15 protein-coding genes are annotated in these 14,352 nt (G+C 60.5%); 13 read left to right on the top strand and 2 right to left on the bottom strand.

Annotated elements, in window-relative coordinates; translation table 11 throughout:
• The 3 genes from D460_RS0100405 to D460_RS0100395 are packed head-to-tail and all read left to right on the top strand — an operon-like array spanning window position 1 to window position 2,125.
• The gene (locus D460_RS0100405; protein WP_018896502.1) at window positions 1-633 is read left to right on the top strand and encodes a precorrin-8X methylmutase; all 633 of its coding nucleotides are present in this window, start codon (window positions 1-3) and stop codon (window positions 631-633) included.
• Window positions 630-1,361: a precorrin-2 C(20)-methyltransferase gene (locus tag D460_RS0100400; protein ID WP_018896501.1), complete on the top strand. Its 732-nt coding sequence runs from the start codon at window positions 630-632 to the stop codon at window positions 1,359-1,361. The genes D460_RS0100405 and D460_RS0100400 overlap by 4 nt, the downstream gene beginning before the upstream one ends.
• Window positions 1,358-2,125: a precorrin-3B C(17)-methyltransferase gene (locus D460_RS0100395; protein ID WP_018896500.1), complete on the top strand. Its 768-nt coding sequence runs from the start codon at window positions 1,358-1,360 to the stop codon at window positions 2,123-2,125. The genes D460_RS0100400 and D460_RS0100395 overlap by 4 nt, the downstream gene beginning before the upstream one ends.
• Here the strand turns inward: D460_RS0100395 and D460_RS0100390 are convergent.
• Window positions 2,100-2,855 carry a cobalt-precorrin-6A reductase gene (locus D460_RS0100390; RefSeq protein WP_018896499.1) on the bottom strand — a complete coding sequence of 252 codons (756 nt, stop codon included), beginning with the start codon at window positions 2,853-2,855 and terminating at the stop codon, window positions 2,100-2,102. The two genes, D460_RS0100395 and D460_RS0100390, sit on opposite strands and share 26 nt — an antisense overlap.
• Between D460_RS0100390 and D460_RS0100385 the strand changes: the two genes are divergently transcribed.
• The 3 genes from D460_RS0100385 (at window position 2,854) to D460_RS0100375 (ending at window position 6,266) form a co-directional block, all read left to right on the top strand.
• Window positions 2,854-4,086, top strand: a complete 1,233-nt coding sequence (locus D460_RS0100385) for a bifunctional cobalt-precorrin-7 (C(5))-methyltransferase/cobalt-precorrin-6B (C(15))-methyltransferase (protein WP_018896498.1) — start codon at window positions 2,854-2,856, stop codon at window positions 4,084-4,086. The two genes, D460_RS0100390 and D460_RS0100385, sit on opposite strands and share 2 nt — an antisense overlap.
• Before the next feature lie 10 nt (window positions 4,087-4,096).
• A complete protein-coding gene (gene cobM, locus D460_RS0100380; RefSeq protein WP_018896497.1) occupies window positions 4,097-4,855 on the top strand; it encodes a precorrin-4 C(11)-methyltransferase in 759 nt (252 codons plus the stop codon).
• Between the two features lie 622 nt (window positions 4,856-5,477).
• Window positions 5,478-6,266, top strand: a complete 789-nt coding sequence (locus D460_RS0100375) for a response regulator transcription factor (protein WP_018896496.1) — start codon at window positions 5,478-5,480, stop codon at window positions 6,264-6,266.
• A gap of 6 nt (window positions 6,267-6,272) precedes the next feature.
• Here D460_RS0100375 and D460_RS32350 read toward each other — a convergent pair whose 3' ends face one another.
• Entirely contained in the window at window positions 6,273-7,283 is a 1,011-nt protein-coding gene (locus D460_RS32350) for a sterol desaturase family protein (protein WP_018896495.1), read from the bottom strand.
• 216 nt (window positions 7,284-7,499) lie between these two features.
• On the opposite strand from D460_RS32350, the gene D460_RS0100365 reads away from it, so the two are divergent.
• The 7 genes from D460_RS0100365 (at window position 7,500) to rfbA (ending at window position 14,352) form a co-directional block, all read left to right on the top strand.
• Window positions 7,500-8,402, top strand: coding sequence for a DMT family transporter (locus D460_RS0100365; RefSeq protein ID WP_018896494.1), 903 nt, complete (start codon window positions 7,500-7,502; stop codon window positions 8,400-8,402).
• Window positions 8,403-8,801: 399 nt separating this feature from the next.
• On the top strand, window positions 8,802-9,080 hold the full coding sequence (locus D460_RS35790) for a hypothetical protein (RefSeq protein ID WP_155947653.1): 279 nt from the start codon (window positions 8,802-8,804) through the stop codon (window positions 9,078-9,080).
• 212 nt (window positions 9,081-9,292) lie between these two features.
• Window positions 9,293-9,580 (top strand): hypothetical protein, encoded by a 288-nt coding sequence (locus D460_RS35785; protein ID WP_155947652.1) that lies wholly within the window; start codon window positions 9,293-9,295, stop codon window positions 9,578-9,580.
• A 464-nt stretch (window positions 9,581-10,044) separates the two neighbouring features.
• Entirely contained in the window at window positions 10,045-11,484 is a 1,440-nt protein-coding gene (locus tag D460_RS0100355) for an exopolysaccharide biosynthesis polyprenyl glycosylphosphotransferase (protein WP_026282632.1), read from the top strand.
• 50 nt (window positions 11,485-11,534) lie between these two features.
• Entirely contained in the window at window positions 11,535-12,584 is a 1,050-nt protein-coding gene (gene rfbB, locus D460_RS0100350; protein WP_018896490.1) for a dTDP-glucose 4,6-dehydratase, read from the top strand.
• The gene (gene rfbD / locus D460_RS0100345) at window positions 12,581-13,477 is read left to right on the top strand and encodes a dTDP-4-dehydrorhamnose reductase (RefSeq protein ID WP_018896489.1); all 897 of its coding nucleotides are present in this window, start codon (window positions 12,581-12,583) and stop codon (window positions 13,475-13,477) included. Before rfbB ends, rfbD begins: the two co-directional genes overlap by 4 nt.
• Complete coding sequence (gene rfbA / locus D460_RS0100340; protein ID WP_037110721.1) at window positions 13,474-14,352, top strand: glucose-1-phosphate thymidylyltransferase RfbA; 879 nt, start codon at window positions 13,474-13,476, stop codon at window positions 14,350-14,352. The genes rfbD and rfbA overlap by 4 nt, the downstream gene beginning before the upstream one ends.

Here is a 14,352-nt window from a genome sequence, read left to right as displayed (position 1 = left end):
ATGCCAGACTACGATTACATCCACAGCGGTGACGCCATCTATGAGCGGTCGTTTGCGATTATCCGCAGCGAAGCCGATCTGTCGCGGTTTTCCGCCGAGGAGGCCGACGTTGCCGTGCGCATGATCCATGCCTGTGGACTGGTTGAAGCCGCCGAGCATTTCGTGTTCGCGCCGCATTTCGTCAGCGCTGCTCGCGCCGCTTTGCATGCCGGCGCGCCGATCTTCTGCGACGCCGAGATGGTGGCGCACGGCGTGACCCGCACGAGGCTTCCCGCCAAGAACGATGTCATCTGCACATTGCACGATCCGCGCACCGCGGAGCTGGCGAAGGAGACCGGAAACACGCGTTCGGCAGCCGCCCTTCATCTCTGGAAGGACCGTCTTGCGGGCAGCGTCGTTGCCATCGGCAATGCGCCGACCGCGCTCTTCCACCTGCTCGAGCTGTTGCGCGACGGCGCGCCAAAACCGGCGGCTATCATCGGCATGCCTGTCGGTTTCGTCGGAGCGGCGGAATCCAAGGATGCCTTGGCTGAAAACTCCTACGGCGTGCCCTATGCGATTGTGCGCGGAAGGCTTGGCGGCAGCGCCATGACGGCAGCGGCGGTCAACGCGCTGGCGAGGCCCGGCCTATGAGCGGCGCCGGTCGTCTCATCGGCGTTGGCACTGGTCCCGGCGATCCGGAACTGCTCACCGTCAAGGCCGTCAAGGCAATCGAAGCGGCCGATGTGATTGCCTATTTCGCCAAGCGCGGCAGAGGCGGCAACGGCAGGGCCATCGTCGAGCACCTGATCGGGTCTGAGGCGGTGATGCTGCCGCTTTACTATCCGGTGACCACCGAGATCGAGAAAAACGAAGCCGAATACCGGCGACAGATCACCGATTTCTATGAGGAGTCGGCGGCGGCTGTCGCCGCGCATCTTGATGCCGGCCGCTCCGTAGCCGTCCTCAGCGAGGGCGATCCGCTGTTCTATGGCTCTTACATGCACCTGCATGTGCGTCTTGCCAACCGCTATCCGACCGAGGTCATTCCCGGCATCAGCGCGATGTCCGGCTGCTGGTCGCTCGCCGGCATCCCGATCGTGCAGGGCGACGACGTATTGTCGGTCCTGCCCGGGACGATGGCCGAGCAGGAACTCGAGCGTCGCCTCTCCGATACGCAAGCGGCGGTGATCATGAAGGTCGGGCGCAACCTCCCGAAGATCCGCCGCGCGCTGGAGGCATCGGGACGGCTTGCCGAAGCGGTCTATGTCGAGCGTGGCACCATGGCAAACGCGGCGATGATCAAGCTCGCCGACCGGCCCGAAGGCGACGCGCCTTACTTTTCGCTGGTGCTCGTTCCCGGCTGGGAGAGCAACCGATGAGCGGGCAGCTTTTCGTCATAGGCACCGGCCCGGGCAATCCCGATCAGATGACGCCGGAGGCGCAGGCCGCCGTTTCGAAAGCCACGGTCTTTTTCGGCTATGGCCCCTATCTCGATCGCCTTAACCTGCGGGCTGACCAGACGCGTCAGGCGTCCGATAACCGCGAGGAACTGGATCGCGCGGGCGCCGCGCTACGTGCCGCGTCCGAGGGCGCGGTCGTCTGTGTCGTCTCGGGCGGCGATCCTGGTGTATTCGCCATGGCGGCTGCGGTCTGCGAGGCGGTCGACAATGGTCCCGATGCGTGGCGGGACGTCGATCTCGTCATCCTGCCGGGGATCACCGCCATGCTGGCGGTCGCCGCCCGTGTCGGCGCCCCGCTTGGCCATGATTTTTGCGCGATCTCGCTCTCCGACAATCTGAAGCCCTGGGCGACGATCGAAAAGCGTCTGGCCGCGGCGGCCGAAGGCGGCTTCGTGATCGCGCTTTATAATCCGATCAGCAAGGCGCGTCCGTGGCAGCTTGGAAAGGCGTTTGAGCTGCTGCGCGGGAAGCTTCCCGGGTCTACGCCCGTCATCTTCGGTCGCGCCGCCGGACGGCCGGATGAGCGTATTTCCGTTCAGCCGCTTAACATTGCGGATGCTGCGACGGCCGATATGGCGACATGCGTGATCATTGGCTCGGCGGAGACGAAGATCATCGAACGCAAGGGTCGGGCCGGTCTCATCTATACCCCTCGTTTCAGCCCGGGGGCAGCAGGTGATTGATCATCGCCAAGGCCTCGTCGACGGTAGCGACCGTGGGGATGGCGGGCGCTTCGGCGCGGCCGATCATCATCACCTCGATGCCGAGCGCGCGCGCCGCAGCGATCTTGGCATAGGTGGCCGAGCCGCCGCTGTTCTTGGTGATGACGACATCGATACTGTGTTCCCGCAGCAGCGCGACCTCGCGCTCGACATCGAAGGGTCCGCGATCGAGAAGATAATGCGCGTGGGGAAGCACGGGCTGCGGATCGACTGGATCCACGCTTCGGATCAGATAGTAGTGCTGCGGGGCGGCATCGGCCCGGTGCGCCTCTTGGCGACCGATGGCGAGGAACACCCTGCGCGGCGCGCTGCCGATCTGCGCGATGGCATCCTGGACGCTCGCGGCATGTCGCCAGCGGTCGCCCGGCTCGGCCTGCCAGGGCGCGCGGCGAAGGCAGAAGGCAGGCAGGCCGGTTATCGTGGTGGCTTGCGCGGCGTTTTGCGAGATGCGCGCGGCAAAGGGGTGGGTGGCGTCGATCAGCAGGTCGAATTTTTCGTCACGCAGAAAACGCGCGAGCCCCTCCGCCCCACCAAATCCACCGACGCAGGTGGGCAGGGACTGCGGAGCGGGCTTTTCCGTCCTGCCGGCAAGCGACAGCAGGGCATCGTAGCGCGGTTGAGCGGCCAAAGCCTTGGCGAGCGCGCTTGCCTCGGTCGTGCCGCCAAGCATCAAAATGCGGATTTTGCTCATGGCTGATATCTCTTCCGCTCCCGGCCAACCTTGGCTGACTATTATCGGCATCGGCGAAGATGGTCCAGCAGGGCTGGGCGATGAGGCCAAGCGTCTGATCGCTGCCGCGTCCGTCGTCTTCGGCGGTGCTCGCCATCATGCGCTGATGGCCGGCCTCATCGAGGGGGAATGCCTGGCGTGGGAAAGCCCGTTCGAACGTTCGGTCGCGGCAATTACGGCGCGTCGCGGTTCGCCTGTCGTCGTGCTCGCCTCGGGTGATCCGTTTCTCTACGGCGTCGGGGCCACGCTGTCGCGGAGCGTTGATGCAACGGAGATGCGCACAGTACCGGCGCCGTCATCCTTCAGCCTTGCCGCATCGCGGTTGAGCTGGCCGTTGCAGGAGGTCGCCTCCGTCTCCCTGCATGGACGCTCGATCGATCTCATCCGTCCGCATCTGCACCATGGCCGGCGCATCATCGCGCTGACCTCCGACCAAGAGACACCGACGCAGCTCGCGGCTTTGCTTGCAGCCAATGGTTTCGGCCGGTCGCGGCTGCATGTGCTCGAAGCGCTTGGCGGAGAGCGCGAGCGTGTCAGCGCTCGCCAAGCCGATGCGTTCGATCTCGAGGACATCGATCCGCTGAACGTCTGCGCCATTGATGTCGTGGCAGGCGAGGGCGCGCGCATGCTTGCCTTTGCGCCGGGGCTCGACGATGCGCTTTTCGAGCACGATGGCCAGATTACCAAGCGGGAGATTCGGGCGCTGACCCTGTCGACGCTTGCACCTCGCCATGGCGAGGTGCTGTGGGATGTCGGCGCCGGCTCCGGCTCGATCGGCATCGAGTGGATGCTGTGTGACCCGTCGCTTCGGGCGATCGCGATCGAGCAATCGAGCGAGCGGGCGCAGCGCATCGCGCGCAATGCGGCAGCCTTCGGCGTGCCGGGGCTCGCGGTCGTGGAAGGCGCGGCGCCGCAGGCGCTGCAGTCGCTGCCCGAGCCCGACGTTATCTTCGTCGGTGGCGGGGGCAGCGAGGATGGGGTAATGGAGGCGGCGATCGCGGCGCTGAAAAGCGGCGGCCGGCTGATTGCCAACTCTGTGACGCTTCAGATGGATGCGAAGTTGCTGGCGTTGCACGCCACACTGGGCGGGTCGTTGACCCGCATCGATATTTCCCGCGCCGGTGCGATCGGCGCCATGACGGGCTGGCGCCCGGCAATGCCCGTCACGCAGTGGCACTGGGTCAAGAATTGAGGACAACGATATGACCGTTCATTTCATCGGCGCTGGCCCGGGTGCCGCGGATCTCATCACCGTGCGTGGCCGCGACCTCATCGGAAAATGCCCGGTTTGCCTCTATGCGGGCTCGATCGTTTCGCCCGATCTTCTCGCCTATTGTCCGCCGGGAGCGCGGATCGTCGATACCGCCCCCATGTCGCTCGACGAGATCGAAGCCGAGTATCTGCGCGCGGCCAATGCCGGCGAGGACATCGCGCGCCTGCACTCGGGCGATCTCTCGGTCTGGAGCGCCGTCGCCGAACAGATCCGTCGCCTGGAGAAGCATGGCATTGCCTACACGATGACACCGGGCGTGCCGTCCTTCGCCGCCGCAGCTGCCGCGCTTGGGCGCGAGCTGACCATTCCCGAGGTCGCGCAGAGCCTGGTTCTGACCCGCGTATCAGGCAGGGCGTCACCGATGCCAGGTGGCGAGACCCTGACGCAGTTCGGCGCCACGGGCGCCACGCTTGCCATCCATCTCGCCATTCACGCACTGGACCGGGTTGTCAGCGATCTTACGCCGCTCTATAGGGCCGAATGCCCCGTCGCCATCGTCGTGAAGGCGAGCTGGGAGGACGAGCGGATCGTGCGCGGGACGCTCGGCGATATCGAGGCCAAGGTGGCCGCGGAGCCAATCGAGCGGACAGCGATCATCTTTGTCGGCCCATCCTTGTCATCGACCGATTTTCGCGAAAGCTCTCTTTATGATGCGACCTATCAGCGTCGCTTCAGAGGCCGACAGTAAAGCCGCCGCAAGACTTGGACTTCGAGCCGCGCAATTGCCCGGCCGTGTGGTCTGCGCGTCCGATGATCGGCGCGCGGCGAAGCGTAATGTTATCCACAGCGCCCAATATCCTCGAAGATTGCCCTGCCATCCGCGTGTGAAGGGTAAATGAAGGATTAACCAATTGGATTAGCTTGGTTTCGTGAGCCTGTCATCGGGACGTTGCTACAGTATTTACTGGGGCGGACGTTGCTTCATCTATGCCAGAACAATACGGGCTTCGGAACTATACCGTGGCACGAAAACACAAACGATTATTATCGTTAAGAAACGGTATTTCTAAAGAATAAATGGCATACGCTTCTTGGTTGATGTTTTTTCGTTGGAGTAAAAAATAATTCCTGTTTTTATGTTTAGGCGGTAGAATTTTATATACTGCGCATTTTTAATCTAACGCGGACGAAATATTTTGTATTGATTGTCACTACTGATGTATGTAGGTTCTTAACAAAGTAGAAACCACACGCGATAAGTGATCCAAAACGGATAAACTACTTTACTGACTTAATACACGCCGATGTCCCCCGAGTATTGCATTTCGTTGCGAATGGTCACCTCTAACACTATTGAGTATGAGGCTAGTATGAATTACGTACCTTCGGAATTTGAAAGCGGACGCACGCCTGTCAACAGACTTCAGGCCGTTGCCGTGGCACCCAGAGCTCTCAGCGAACTGGGCGAAGTAAAGGTTATCGGCGAAGACCGGTGCCTGCTGATCATCGACGGCAGAACACTCGAGCGGGAATGCCTCGCGACGACGCTGACGCAGAACGGCCTCGGCATGAAGGCCTGCGCGGTGGGTTCGGTGGCGGAGTGGCGGCGCAAGAAAGATGCAACGCAGCGCGTCAAGGCGGTGCTGCTAAACATCACCGGCCGTGCGTCGAGCGATGGCGCTCTTTATGAAGAGATCGCCAGCATCGCCACGGAACTCGCGCCGGCGCCGGTCGTTATCCTCGCCGATGGCGACGATCTCAACCAGACGCTCCGGGCGATCGAGCATGGCGCTCGCGGGTTCATTCCCACCTCCGTGGGCATCGAAGTCTGTGTTGAAGCCATCGGGCTGGCCGTCGCGGGCGGCACCTTCATCGTGGCCGGCAAGGCCTTCACGTCGTCGGCTCCGGTTGACAACGCGCCACGGCAGAAAGAGCTGTCACGCATGTTCACGCTGCGCCAGGCCGAAGTCGTCCAGGCGTTGCGCAAGGGCAAGGCAAACAAGATCATCGCCTATGAGCTCAATCTGCGCGAAAGCACCGTAAAGGTTCACATCCGCAACATCATGAAGAAGCTGAAGGCCACCAACCGTACCGAGGTTGCCTACAAGCTGAACGATCTGTTCCAGTCGGACTCGCGCTGGAGTGCATCGGCGGACTAGATCAGGCTAGGCGGTGCCATCCGAGCTGACCGGATGGTTCTCGCTGATGGTCCCGGACGGGCTCCGCGAGCCTTTATCGCCTGTTCCTACCTCCTGGCCGTCGGGGTGTACCCGGCGGCCAAGGATTTGTCTGTAGCCCTTCTTTGAGAACGGCTGGAACAGCTGCCCAATAAAGTTGTCGGAGACACGGCCGCTGATACCGATGTTTGTCGGCGGGCGGCGGTCGGGATTGAAGTAGGTTCCGAACAGCTGGTCCCACAAGACAAGGTTCTCGCCGTAGTTCGTATTGCCCTCGGCCAGTACGCGCGAGTGGTGCCAGCGATGCAGGCCCGGTGTGCTGAAGATCAGGTCGAGCGGGCCTGTGCGCACGTCGATGTTGCAGTGGGTGAGCAAGCCGATGAAGGCCGTGACTGCGCCGATCCACAGGAAGACCGGAAGCGGCGCGCCCAGGAGATAAAGCGGAAGCTGGCTGAGCGCTATCTTGAACAGCGAGTCCATGAAATGGAACCGGCCGGTGTTCACGACCCACAGCCGCTCTACACTGTGATGAAGGGCGTGAAACCGCCAGAGCGACAGGATCTCATGGGCTGCGCGGTGGGCGACGTATAGTCCGAACTCGGCGATCACCAAGCCGAGGACCACCTGAAGGGCGAGCGGCCAGCTGCTGGGCCAGATATCGGGTATGCCGGTGACAAAGGGATGGGCGACGGTCGCGACCGCCATCGGCGCGGTCGCGCCCAATGCGGCGGCCAGCTGAACGCCACCCTTGCTCAGCAGCGTATGCGCGACGTCGTTGAATGTCTCGCCATCGCGGCGCAGCCATTGTTGTTCGAAAGGCATCACACGCTCGAACGCGGCGATCGCAAAGACGATCCCCAAGTAAACCACGTTGAACCACAGCAACGGCGCCTTTGCCTCAAAGGCAAACCCGGCGCCAATCAGTCCAGCGGAAAACAGCGCTGGCCATAGCGTCCATGAAAGCAGCGCGTAGGGAAGCGATGCGCTCTTATCAGTCACGTGTAATCTCCGCCAAAGTTCGATGTCACTCGTTGATACACTACGATTGTGGCTCGTATGCAATATCGTGCGTTTAAGCAACCGTGCGCAAACGTCGCGCGTGGTCTTCGACTGCCGCGTCCAAAGCGTAGGCCTGGCCAAAACTAGCCATTGTTCGCCATTCAACTTCTTGCTAGTTGCTCACCACCATCAATGCCGCATCCAGGCTGCCATACCATGCACTTCCGCGCTTCAGACACCTCGCCCAACCCGCTCGTTGGCATAGCATTGTCCTGCGCGGGGTATTCGCTGTTCGCGATCCAGGATGCAGTCGTGAAATGGCTGGTCGCGGACTATGCGGTGCCGCAAATCCTGTTTGTCCGCAGCGTGATCATCGTCGCGGTAGCGGGCTTCATGGTCAAGCGGTTGCGTCATCCCTCGATCCTTAAGAGCGCTCACCGCGGTTCGCTCGTTCTGCGCGCCCTGCTCATGCTGGGCGCCTGGATGGCCTATTACTCGGCAGCCAGGCATCTGGGTCTTGCCGAAATCACGACCCTATACTTCTCGGCACCCATCATCGTCATCTTCCTTTCCATCTTCGTGTTGAAGGAAAGCGTCGGGCCGATGCGATGGTTTGCTTGCTTCGCGGGCTTTGCCGGCGTTGTGCTTGCCGCCAACCCCACGCAGTCGCCCAGCCTTGTGCCAACGCTCATGGTGTTGTTCGCCGGCTTCTGCTGGGCGTGGAGCACGGTGCTTGTTCGCCTGGTCAGCCGCTCGGAGAGCACATTCAACCAGATGATGGCGACCAGCTTCCTCTTCGCCATCGCCTGCGGGGCCATGTTGCCGTGGGTTTGGAAATCGCCTGATCTCATCGGCTGGGCGCTCATGCTCGGGCTTGGCGCGGTATCGGCGCTCGGTCAATTCCTGCTCTATGAGGGATATAGGCATGCGCCGGCGTCTACACTCGCGCCCATGGAGTATAGCGGCCTCATCTGGGCGTTTCTCTTCGGTTATCTCATCTGGTCCGAGATCCCGACAGTGAACGTCGTTGCCGGCGCTGTGCTAATTGTCTGCTCCAGCCTGCTGCTTGTTTGGTGGGAGCGCCGCGCGGTGCTTGCCAACCGCCGCATGGCCGCTTGAGCATTCCTCATCGGGGCCGCTGCTGCTCATCGCGCTACGCGAGCCAACAGGCTGATCTTAAGAATACTTCCGGTTGATGAGTTGCTTGTGCTCCTTATCACAAGTAACGCCATCGTAATTATCGGTATATCCGAAAAGATGACGGGCAGGTGTGAATATATTGCTGCTAGTGATTGTCGCATCTGCTAGAGTTTCTTTATGGCGTGCTGCGCCCAATCTTCGTTGTATCATATTGAAATTTGACTATTGCATCGCTGAAATTTTGCGCTTAGCATTGTATCAAGTTAATAATAAAGTGAACGAGATCAATATCGTCGAGTGCGGCTTCCTTAGAGTGTATGTATAGTGTCCGGAATTTTCTTGTCCGGAGGTGTTGCCTGTGTGTCTTTGGGGGAAGAAATGGGAAAACAACTAAAAATCGTCGACCCTGTCGACGAGGGTTTCGAAGAGATACTTCATCGTCGATGCCCCGACAGTTTCTCCGCCGCCGGAACCGCCTCCGCTCAATTCACCTTCAAGCTCCCGCTATCGTTGATAAATGTCGGCTCGGCAGATGAAACCGCCCGCCGGCGACATTCCCTGCTGAGAAAATCTCACCGATCGCGTGCGTTTTTGCTGCTGGGCCCGGCTGGGCGCTGGGTCGATATCCGAGCACGCCGGCTGCTATTCATCGCATAAGTGAGATGACATTTGAGGCGCACGTTGATGACACAGGGACTTACGGAGATCGTGATCGCTGGCGGAGACCAGGCCACTCAATGCGAGCAAATTGGGATCGTCCGCCGGCCGATGTGCGCGATGCCGCTTGCCCTTCGTTCGATCCATCAGACGCGACATGAGAGAGGACGCCAGTTCTGCGTTCGTGGCGTCGACAACAGAGGTCGATGACGATGGCGTGGAAGAGTGCGCGAAAGCGCAGTGTTACGTTTCGCAAGCGCCGCCAGCGGGATGAGCCTTTCGCCTGGAGCATGCAGCCGTATCGCGAGACCGGGCCACGGGTCATGACCTGCATGGCGCTCGTCATGCCGGAGAACGGCTCCGGCGTCGGCCGCGCCCACAACTGGATCGTTCTGATCAGCAACGAAATCAAAGCACGCGCTTATCAGCAGATGACAGTCGAAATGCAGGGCGGATCATTTGGCTTCGATGACGATGACGACGACCAGCTGGACGAGTGACGACGCCATCGAGGCGTAAATTCGGATCTATTTGAAGTATAGATTCACAACACTTCAAATAAATCGGCAATTGTATATTGCGGCTGGCCATGCGCTTCCTGCCAACGCATAGGTCGCTGTTACGTGGTCTATGGCGTGCGTTTCAAGCTCACAGCCTTCTCGGGCCTTGTATCGGCGCTCGTCGGCAGGCTCGTCTTGGATCTCGGTCACGTGCTTTCACATCTGGGGCCCAAACCGCGGTTACATATTTTGCTACCAGAACGGTCGACATTCGCTGCCGCTTAAAACGCCTACTCTTAGTTTGTATGTTTTAGCCGTTACTCAAACGTCAAGTCGTATATTCGCAAAAACTACGACGTCTCCCACATTCCTACTTTGAAATACTAAATAAGGAGTAATCCTGGGCGAATTGTTGGGCGTATTAATCTTGTGTTAACTAGGCTGGCGGGTTGAGGATATACGTTATGACCATGCCAGTGGAACACAGCTGGAACGTGCGGCTTTCAGCCAAAAATGATCGACGGTGGTTCAGCTTTAACACTGTGGCGACCACTTATGTCGCGTCTATACTCGATTTTGTGGTTCTATTCTTGTCGAGCGCCGGTGGATACATGCTTTACGAGCAGGTATTCTTGGGGGTGGATGGGGACTTATCGCGATATGCGGGGATTGGACTGCTGGTCGCCACGGTTTTCGTTTTGGCGCTTGGCGGCGCTCATGCCTATCGCCCCGCAGGGCTCCTGTCGTTCCGCAGGCAGATGGCCATTATCTGCACGTTTCTGCCAGCGGTCGTTGCGTTTCTCCTCGCGATTGTTTTCTTCCTAAAGATCGGAACAATGGTGTCGCGCGGCGCCATCCTGTCGGCAGCCGTTCTGTCGTTCGGCGCGCTGACGACGCTGAGGCTCGCCTGGTATTCCTATCTGAACCGCGCGGTCGCGCATGCATCTTTTCCGACCCGGCGCGTGTTGCTGATCTGCCCCGATTCCACGCCGGTTGAACCCCTCATTCACAAGGCTGCGCTCGGTGGGCTGTCGATCAAGCACACGATGCACCTTCGCGGCGCCGACGAGGCGCCGAGCCTGCTGCAGGAAAGGCTTCAAAAGAACGGCATCGCCGATGTCGACGAAGTCCTGATTGTCTGGGGCGATTATGCCAATGCCGCCGTTTTCGAAGAATGCCTGTCGGCCTTGCGCGAATTCTGTGTCCCAGTAAGCGTGATGTTTTCCGGCCTCGTTGGCGATATCGCCCAGGGTTTTGCCCAGGATATCGGCGAAAACCGAGTGTTCCAAATCCACCGCCCACCACTCGGCCTTGTCGAGCGTATCGTCAAACGGCTGTTCGACATCGGCTTTTCGATTGCGGCGCTAACTGTGACGCTACCGCTCTGCGCGCTGGTGGCCATCGCCATCAAGTTCGATAGCCGTGGCCCTGTCTTCTTCAAGCAATGCCGCAAGGGACATAACGGCAAGCCGTTCCGGATCCTGAAGTTCCGCAGCATGACTGTTATGGAAGATTCCGGCGATATCCGCCAGGCGACGCGCAACGATCCTCGCGTCACCCGCGTCGGCGCCTTCATCCGCTCTACCAGCATCGACGAGCTGCCGCAGTTCTGGAACGTGTTGCGCGGCGAGATGTCCGTGGTCGGCCCGCGCCCGCATGCGCTGGCGCATGACGATCTCTACGGAACGCTGATCGCCCAATACGCCTCTCGCCGGCATGTGAAGCCGGGCCTGACGGGCTGGGCGCAGATCAATGGACACAGGGGCGAGACGCCCACGGTCGACAGGATGGCGGACCGGGTTCGGCACGACATTTGGTACATCAACAATTGGTCGTTGTGGCTGGATCTCAGGATCGTCGTGATGACGGCGATCGGCTTGCAGGATCGGAGCAACGTCTACTGAAATTTCGTCGTCAATCCTGGTGTTTGCGTTGGTTGAGAGGTGCGTAGGCGATGATACTTGTGACTGGGGGAGCCGGCTTCATTGGCTCGAACTTCGTACTGGATTGGCTGGCGGACCATGACGAGCCGGTCGTCAATCTCGATGCGCTGACCTATGCCGGTAATCTGAACAATCTGCGGCCGCTCGAGGGCGATCCTCGCCATATCTTCGTGCATGGTAACATTGGCGACGCGGCACTTCTGAGCGATCTCTTTACGCGCCACAAGCCCCGGGCGGTCGTCAATTTCGCGGCCGAAAGCCATGTGGACCGGTCGATCCACGGGCCGGAAGATTTCATCCAGACCAACATTCTCGGTACGTTTCGTCTGCTGGAGGCCGCGCGCGCCTATTGGGGTGGCCTTGAAAACAAATCGGATTTCCGCTTTCTGCACGTTTCGACCGACGAGGTCTTCGGGACGCTCGGCGCCGATGATCCGGCGTTCAATGAGGAAACAAGCTATCGGCCGAACAGCCCTTACTCCGCCAGCAAGGCGGCGAGCGACCATCTGGTTCGCGCCTATTTCCACACCTATGGGCTTCCTGTCGTCACCACCAACTGCTCCAACAATTACGGCCCGCTGCATTTCCCGGAGAAGCTCATTCCGTTGGTGATCCACAACGCGCTGAAAGGTCGTCCTCTGCCGATCTACGGCGATGGCATGCAGATCCGCGACTGGCTCTACGTCAAGGATCACTGCAGCGCGATACGCCGGGTGCTAGAGGCGGGGCGCCTGGGCGAAACCTACAATATCGGCGGCTGGAACGAGCGCGCCAATCTTCATGTCGTCACCACGCTTTGCGAGGTCCTTGACGAGCTTCAGCCGCGATCGGATGGCAAGAAATACGGTGAGCAAATCGCCTTCGTCGCCGATCGCCCGGGGCACGACCGGCGCTATGCGATCGATGCGCGCAAGATCGAGGCCGAACTCGGCTGGCGTCCGGCGGAAACGTTCGAGAGCGGCATTCGCAAGACGGTCCGGTGGTATCTCGACAATGCCGACTGGGTCGAGAACGTGACCTCAGGCAGCTACCGCAACTGGGTGGAGAAGCAATACGCATGACCGTGCTGCTTCTCGGAAAAAACGGGCAACTGGGACGCGGGCTTCAGCGCACGCTGCTTCCGTTCGGCAATCTTGTTGCCTTCGCGCGCGACGAACTCGATCTCGATAATCCAGAGGCGATCGCAGCGCGTCTTGATGCCGTCCGCCCTGACATCATCGTCAATGCGGCGGCTTATACGCAGGTCGATCTGGCCGAGACGAATGCCGATTTGGCGTTTCGCACCAACCACCAGGCCGTGAAGGCGTTGGCGGATTACGCCCGCCGGAGTGACGCGCTGCTGGTTCATTATTCGACGGACTACATCTTCGATGGTCGCCAAGAGACGCCCTATCGCGAGGGCGACGAGACGCATCCGTTGAATGTCTATGGCCAGTCAAAACGTGCCGGCGAGTTGGCGATCGTCGAGTCCGGCTGCCGGCACCTTTTGTTTCGCACCAGCTGGGTCGTCTCGGCCGATGGCACGAATTTCGTGAAGACCATTCTGCGCCTGGCGCGGGAGCGTCCGAACCTTCGGATCGTCGCTGATCAGTTTGGCGCGCCGACGGCCGTCGAGCTGCTTGCCGACGTCACCGCGCTTGCCATTGCCGCGCACCGGCGCGGCGGCATCGCCAATGGCACCTACCACCTGACCGCATCGGGACGAACAAGCTGGCACGGGCTCGCCCGGTATATTGTCGAGAAGGCGATTGAGATCGGCTTCGTATCGGCTGTCGCACCCGCCGATATCGAGGCAATCACCACCGACGAGTTTCCGCGGCCCGCCGCGCGGCCGCGCAATTCGTCGCTCAATACGGATGCTTTGAGTTCCGCCCTTGGGCTGACCCTGCCCGAATGGACGGTGCATGTGGATCGCGTAATTGATCAATTGAAGGAACGGGAGTGGGCGCTGTGACCCGAAAAGGCATCATTCTCGCCGGTGGATCCGGCACACGTCTTCATCCGGCGACACTTGCCATGAGCAAGCAGTTGCTGCCTGTCTTCGACAAGCCGATGATCTATTATCCGCTCAGCACGCTGATGCTGGCCGGCATCCGCGACATTCTGATCATTTCGACGCCGCTCGATATTCCTCGCTTCGAGCAGTTGCTAGGCGACGGCAGCGCCTGGGGCGTCAAGTTTTCCTACGCCGAACAGCCGTCGCCCGATGGTCTGGCGCAGGCTTTCATCATCGGCGAGAAGTTTCTCGATGGCTCGCCGTCGGCGCTCGTGCTCGGCGACAACATCTTCTACGGTCACGACCTGCCGATCCTTCTGGCAAGCGGCATGTCCGTCGATCGCGGCGCGACGGTCTTCGCCTATCACGTGCTCGATCCGGAGCGTTATGGCGTCGTTGAATTCGACAGGCGTTTCAGGGCTGTCTCGATCGAGGAAAAGCCGGCCGAGCCGAAATCGAACTACGCGGTGACGGGCCTCTATTTCTACGACGAACGCGCCGTCGAATTCGCCAAGTCTCTGCGTCCCTCGCCGCGCGGAGAGCTTGAGATCACCGATCTGAACCGACGCTATCTTGAGGACGGCAACCTGACCGTCGAGATCATGGGACGCGGCTACGCCTGGCTGGATACGGGAACGCATGATTCCCTGCTCGACGCCGGACAGTTCATCTCGACGCTGGAGCGACGCCAGGGGCTGAAAGTATCCTGCCCCGAGGAAATCGCGTTTCGCAACGGCTGGATCACCGGCCGCCAGCTGGAGCAACTGGCAGCGCCGCTCTGCAAGAACGGATACGGGAAATACCTGATGCGACTTCTGGCGGAGGCGGGCTGA

Source organism: Rhizobium sp. 2MFCol3.1, from assembly GCF_000377565.1.
Lineage (GTDB): Bacteria > Pseudomonadota > Alphaproteobacteria > Rhizobiales > Rhizobiaceae > Rhizobium.
Note: the sequence above shows the minus strand (reverse complement) of the source record. Positions and strands in the feature narration are given on the sequence as shown.

Bases quoted from the DNA above. Each gene is read 5' to 3' on its own strand.
- D460_RS0100405 (WP_018896502.1), top strand. From the start codon at position 1: ATGCCAGACTACGATTACATCCACAGCGGTGACGCCATCTATGAGCGG.
- D460_RS0100400 (WP_018896501.1), top strand. From the start codon at position 630: ATGAGCGGCGCCGGTCGTCTCATCGGCGTTGGCACTGGTCCCGGCGAT.
- D460_RS0100395 (WP_018896500.1), top strand. From the start codon at position 1,358: ATGAGCGGGCAGCTTTTCGTCATAGGCACCGGCCCGGGCAATCCCGAT.
- D460_RS0100385 (WP_018896498.1), top strand. From the start codon at position 2,854: ATGGCTGATATCTCTTCCGCTCCCGGCCAACCTTGGCTGACTATTATC.
- D460_RS0100390 (WP_018896499.1), bottom strand. From the start codon at position 2,855: ATGAGCAAAATCCGCATTTTGATGCTTGGCGGCACGACCGAGGCAAGC.
- cobM (WP_018896497.1), top strand. From the start codon at position 4,097: ATGACCGTTCATTTCATCGGCGCTGGCCCGGGTGCCGCGGATCTCATC.
- D460_RS0100375 (WP_018896496.1), top strand. From the start codon at position 5,478: ATGAATTACGTACCTTCGGAATTTGAAAGCGGACGCACGCCTGTCAAC.
- D460_RS0100365 (WP_018896494.1), top strand. From the start codon at position 7,500: ATGCACTTCCGCGCTTCAGACACCTCGCCCAACCCGCTCGTTGGCATA.
- D460_RS35790 (WP_155947653.1), top strand. From the start codon at position 8,802: ATGGGAAAACAACTAAAAATCGTCGACCCTGTCGACGAGGGTTTCGAA.
- D460_RS35785 (WP_155947652.1), top strand. From the start codon at position 9,293: ATGGCGTGGAAGAGTGCGCGAAAGCGCAGTGTTACGTTTCGCAAGCGC.
- D460_RS0100355 (WP_026282632.1), top strand. From the start codon at position 10,045: ATGACCATGCCAGTGGAACACAGCTGGAACGTGCGGCTTTCAGCCAAA.
- rfbB (WP_018896490.1), top strand. From the start codon at position 11,535: ATGATACTTGTGACTGGGGGAGCCGGCTTCATTGGCTCGAACTTCGTA.
- rfbD (WP_018896489.1), top strand. From the start codon at position 12,581: ATGACCGTGCTGCTTCTCGGAAAAAACGGGCAACTGGGACGCGGGCTT.